Origin of the sequence: Dietzia sp. CW19 (assembly GCF_014145265.1) — a bacterium.
Classification (GTDB): domain Bacteria; phylum Actinomycetota; class Actinomycetes; order Mycobacteriales; family Mycobacteriaceae; genus Dietzia; species Dietzia natronolimnaea.
This window is the reverse complement of sequence record NZ_JAALEE010000565.1, coordinates 1-4,336: the sequence shown is the minus strand read 5'-3', so window position 1 is coordinate 4,336 and position 4,336 is coordinate 1. Positions and strand designations below refer to the sequence as shown.

The window sequence follows — 4,336 nt, the reverse complement described above, 5'->3', positions numbered from 1 at the left end:
CCGTCCCCGGCGTGCAGCACGTGGAGGGTCATCACGCCGCCCACTCTAACCCCACGTCAGCGCCCGGTCACGGACGCAGTCTGAAAATCAGCAAGAGGTGTGTAGGTTCTCGGGGGCTGAGCGAAGCGAAGTACAAGCGTGGAACGAAGTGACACGTCCGGATGGGGCACTGGTGGGGGACCGGGGGCATAGCAGGCTCTGGTGTGCGATCGTCGGCAGCGTTAGAGTTGGGTGGCGAGAACAGGCCCAGCTCGACTACAGGGAAGCGACTACCGTGGCTAAGACCTCCGACAAGACCAGCGCCCGCAACCGCGCCAGGCAGGCGCTCGCCGAGAAGCAGCGCAAGCGCCGGGAGCGCGACGAGCGCATCGAGGCAGCGGCCACCCGCTATTTCACCGCCGCCGACGCGATCGCCAAGGCTCGCCTCGATGCCGGAGAGGCGATCAAGGCTCTCATCGACGAGGGCGAACCGCGCGGCGAGATCGCCGAACTCCTCGGCATCTCCACCCGCGACATCAAGACGGCCCTCGACACACTGGGTGACGACCAACAGGAGCAGGTTGCCTCGGCGCAGGACACGCACGATGAGGCCCCGGCGGAGGCCACTGGGGACCGCAACGTGGCGTGAGCGCCTCGGGCCCGATCGCCCTGCCGGGGTCGAAGGATGGACTCCTGCCCCGCTGCGACAGTGTCTTTACCCCTCGGCGCCTCGGGCAGGGCGGGGGAGTCTAAGCGGGGAGCTGTTACCGGGCCTGCTCCACAACGCGCTCTTTAGAGTGCGCCCGGCGTCTTGCCGCCGGGCGCACCCACCAGCGGACACTGCGCAACCGTGCGGGCCCGGCCATCGCCGACGCTGTCGTAGCTGACACCTATCCTCGCCCCACCCGGTAACAGTTCCCTCAACACCCTCGAGGCCCCGATGACCGCAGCACTGTTCCCTCTACCGGCCGCACCGGACACGCAGCAGCTCTCTCTGCTCGGCGATCCCCGGCCGGTGCGCACCCCGGCGACACTGTGGCGCATCTGGCTCACCGACCCCGCCACCCGGCAACGGTTCGAGAACAAGCGCTACCGCCGCGGCCCCGACCAGTGCTGGCCCTGGATCGGCGCGATCTCCTCCACCGGACACGGTTCCTTCCGCGCCGCCAGCCTGCCTGGGCTCTCCCGCCGCGGCACCGTCCCCTCGCACCTGTACGCCTACCAACTCGCGCACGGCATCATCGACCGACTCGGCTGGAGCGCCCTGACCGACCCCATCCTGTGCCACCGCTGCGACTACGCCGGCTGCACCAACCCGAACCATCTACGGCTAGGCACCGCCGGCGACAACCGCGCCGACTACCTCACGCGACGACACAGCGCGAACAGTCCCCTCGGTGACACCCGCGGTCCAGCCGGCCTCTCCCGCGCAATCGCAGAGGCGATCCGCACCGCAATCGCCGCAGACGAGCCAGCGCACACTATTGATCACCGCATCGACGACGCCATCGCCACCGGGCAACCGTGGAGCCTCTGGTAGTCCACCAACTCCACAACGGGGAGGCCAACTCCAGGACGATGGGTACGACACCGAGTGACAACCGGTGATCCACCGACCCCTACCGAGGATCAACAATGCCCGTTCTCCCACTTGCCACCACCACGCTTCCGCAAGACGCCTCGCAGATCACCATTCCGGCGGCGTACGACATCGCATGGAGCGCGGCGATGGTAGGCATGATCGTCCTGGATGTCCTCGCCCTCATTCACCTGGCAAGACACCGACGGACTACATATGACTGGGCCTGGGCGCTCGTCATCCTCGCACTCCCGCTTCTCGGAGTGCTCCTGTACGCGCTACTCGGTCCTCGCCGCCGCAGCAGCGACAACACCGTCCGCGACACGATCACCTCGCCCCGGTGATCGACAAGGCCGTAGCACCATCCAGTAAAAGCACCCCACCGCAATAGCGACCGGCACCCGATCATCCCCTGGGCGGCCGGGCGGCTTGGGCCGCACCGCACGCGCACACCGCATGGCACGTCTCATCGCCGAACGAACCGGGGCGACCGTGTGACCGGCGACCAGGAACATCCGACCACCCCGGTCCGCCGGGGGAGCGGCGCCCTCCGAGCCTGATCCTGCCCCCACCTATGGCTGCCACTTCTCGGCACTCGGGGCCGCTTGGTGGGGAGCCAGCTGCGCTCACGGCTTAGGGGCCGGGCCTGCCTCGCGAGGTCCATCACGTAGTGAGTCCAACACTTCACGCAGCGTGTCCGAGGTCGCCTCGGCGCGTACCCGGGCCCGATCGGCCTCCTCGGCCTTGGCGCGCGCGAGGCTGGCGTCCTGGCGCACTGTCTCGAGCTGGCCACGCAGCTGCTCGAGCTCGGCCCGCAACGCCTTGACCTCTTCGGCTGCGCCATCGAGCGCGACGACAACCTCGTCTTTCTCCGCGACAGCGCGCTCCGCCGCGGTCAAAGCGTCAGCCTCGCCCGCGCGCGCGGCATCGAGTGCCACCGCGGTCGCCTCATCCGCCTGCTCCGCGGCCCGCTTCCACGCCGCGGCCCACACCGATTGCACCATCGCCGACATCGCCTCCGACAGGTCCGGAGCCTCTGGCACATCACCGGTGGCCGCGGCCGCGTGCTCACGCATCCACGCGGCCACCTCGCCGATCCGCACCCCTGCTTCGCGCTGCACGCTGCGGACAGTGATCTTGTCTCCCCGCGCGACAAGCACCCCATACGCCCTGGCGATCTTCTCCGACGTCGACATCGCACTCTCCCCACACTCGGTAACAGGTAACCGGTATCGTTTCTTGTTACCTATGTTACCCCACGCACGTCCGCCGGGATAGCGGCACGCACTCTTGCGCTGAAATCCGGCCCGAGACTCCTCCTCGACACACTCTTCCCGGCCGCCGAGCCGCGCCCCACCGCGAGAGAGGCGGCAGCGGGGCCCTCCTGCCCGCTCTGCGGCTAGGGCCGACGCGCCCATGCCGGGGGCGAGCTCGCTGCCGGATTCGGTATCGCAATGCCCGCCACGCGTCGGCACCCCGACGGCGCACCAACAGCCCGCGGATCGGCCCTTCGGGAGTAGCGCCGTCAGCTGCGAGGGAAGCGATTGCGTCGCACGCTCGCGCTACGTACACTTTTACGTACAGGAGGTTCGACATGAAGACCATGAGTTACACCGAGTCCCGGGCGCGCTACGCCGAGGTCCTCGACGGAGTCACCAACGACCGCGAGGAGGTTGTCATCACCCGTGCCGGTCACGAACCCGTGGTGATGGTCTCCCTCGACGATTACGAGTCCCTGCGCGAGACCGCCCACCTGATGCGATCCCCGGCCAACGCCCGTCGGCTCCTGGATGCGATGGAAAGGCTCGAGGATGGCCGTGGCCAGGCTCGCGACCTGCTCGACGCCGAGGCTAGCGACCTGCTTGGCGCGGACTGACGTGCTGCTGGTCTGGGACGACAACGCCTGGCAGGACTACCTCTGGTGGCAACAACAGGACCGCAAGATCCTCAAACGGATCAACCTGCTCCTGCAGGACATCACTCGCAACGGCAATGAAGGAATCGGCAAACCCGAACCCCTCAAATACGATTTCGCCGGATACTGGTCCAGACGAATCACCGACGAACACCGACTCGTCTACAAAGTGACCGAAACGGAAGTCCGTATCGCCACCTGCCGCTACCACTATGGATGACCCCAAACCCGAAGTCCCGGACGACCGGGGCCCAGGTAGCAAAAAGCAATCGGCGTCAAGCTCCGACGAATGCGATCGGGTAGTGCACATATTTTTGATGCATACTGTGACCCTGCAATAACAGCCACCACAGTAGGGGGAAACAATGGCTCAACAATTTCAGGTGAGATACATCGACGATCTCGATGGAACCGACCTGGGCGAGACGTCGAACACCATCTCCTTTGCCTTTGAAGGCAAGGAATACTCCATCGACCTCAGCGATGACAACGCCCAGGCGTTCCGCGAGGCCGTAGCACCATACATCGAGGCCGGCCACCGAGTGACCGGAAACAAGGCCAAGACGGCCCGCAAAAACACGACCACGTCTGGGGACACCAAAGCAATCCGCGACTGGGCCCGCAACAAGGGCTACGAAATCTCGGACCGCGGACGAATCCCCGCCGACGTGATGCAGGCGTATACAGCCGCCAACTAGATCGACAGCAGGGCGCCAACCAAAGCCAGAACCGACTCAGCCCGGACAGTCGAATAACCTGCCATGGGCGGTCGATGCTTCAGAAACGCGCCCTGGCCAGCAACAATGTTAACGCCGATAATAATGATTATGACAAGCTAACGATGCTGAGTTGTAGATTGTGCG

The 4,336-nt window shown here is 65.9% G+C and carries 7 protein-coding genes; 6 read left to right on the top strand and 1 reads right to left on the bottom strand.

The features are described from left to right. Positions 1-274: 274 nt before the first annotated feature. From G6021_RS16475 to G6021_RS16465, 3 genes are all read left to right on the top strand, one after another. Positions 275-628, top strand: coding sequence for a hypothetical protein (locus G6021_RS16475; RefSeq protein WP_069388802.1), 354 nt, complete (start codon positions 275-277; stop codon positions 626-628). A gap of 291 nt (positions 629-919) precedes the next feature. Next, positions 920-1,519, top strand: a complete 600-nt coding sequence (locus tag G6021_RS16470; RefSeq protein ID WP_182641755.1) for a hypothetical protein — start codon at positions 920-922, stop codon at positions 1,517-1,519. A 95-nt stretch (positions 1,520-1,614) separates the two neighbouring features. Beyond that, complete coding sequence (locus G6021_RS16465) at positions 1,615-1,902, top strand: PLDc N-terminal domain-containing protein (RefSeq protein ID WP_182611272.1); 288 nt, start codon at positions 1,615-1,617, stop codon at positions 1,900-1,902. A 282-nt stretch (positions 1,903-2,184) separates the two neighbouring features. Here the strand turns inward: G6021_RS16465 and G6021_RS16460 are convergent, their stop codons facing one another. Further along, positions 2,185-2,754, bottom strand: coding sequence for a hypothetical protein (locus G6021_RS16460; protein ID WP_107749286.1), 570 nt, complete (start codon positions 2,752-2,754; stop codon positions 2,185-2,187). Between the two features lie 398 nt (positions 2,755-3,152). Between G6021_RS16460 and G6021_RS16455 the strand changes: the two genes are divergently transcribed. From G6021_RS16455 to G6021_RS16445, 3 genes are all read left to right on the top strand, one after another. Beyond that, positions 3,153-3,434: a type II toxin-antitoxin system prevent-host-death family antitoxin gene (locus tag G6021_RS16455; protein ID WP_069388805.1), complete on the top strand. Its 282-nt coding sequence runs from the start codon at positions 3,153-3,155 to the stop codon at positions 3,432-3,434. Position 3,435: 1 nt separating this feature from the next. Then, positions 3,436-3,693 (top strand): Txe/YoeB family addiction module toxin, encoded by a 258-nt coding sequence (locus tag G6021_RS16450; RefSeq protein WP_017836491.1) that lies wholly within the window; start codon positions 3,436-3,438, stop codon positions 3,691-3,693. Between the two features lie 145 nt (positions 3,694-3,838). Continuing rightward, entirely contained in the window at positions 3,839-4,171 is a 333-nt protein-coding gene (locus tag G6021_RS16445; protein WP_179526349.1) for an Lsr2 family protein, read from the top strand. Positions 4,172-4,336 lie beyond the last annotated feature (165 nt).

Coding starts and splice junctions, on each gene's coding strand:
- G6021_RS16445 (WP_179526349.1), top strand. CDS start 3,839: ATGGCTCAACAATTTCAGGTGAGATACATCGACGATCTCGATGGAACC.
- G6021_RS16470 (WP_182641755.1), top strand. CDS start 920: ATGACCGCAGCACTGTTCCCTCTACCGGCCGCACCGGACACGCAGCAG.
- G6021_RS16465 (WP_182611272.1), top strand. CDS start 1,615: ATGCCCGTTCTCCCACTTGCCACCACCACGCTTCCGCAAGACGCCTCG.
- G6021_RS16460 (WP_107749286.1), bottom strand. CDS start 2,754: ATGTCGACGTCGGAGAAGATCGCCAGGGCGTATGGGGTGCTTGTCGCG.
- G6021_RS16455 (WP_069388805.1), top strand. CDS start 3,153: ATGAAGACCATGAGTTACACCGAGTCCCGGGCGCGCTACGCCGAGGTC.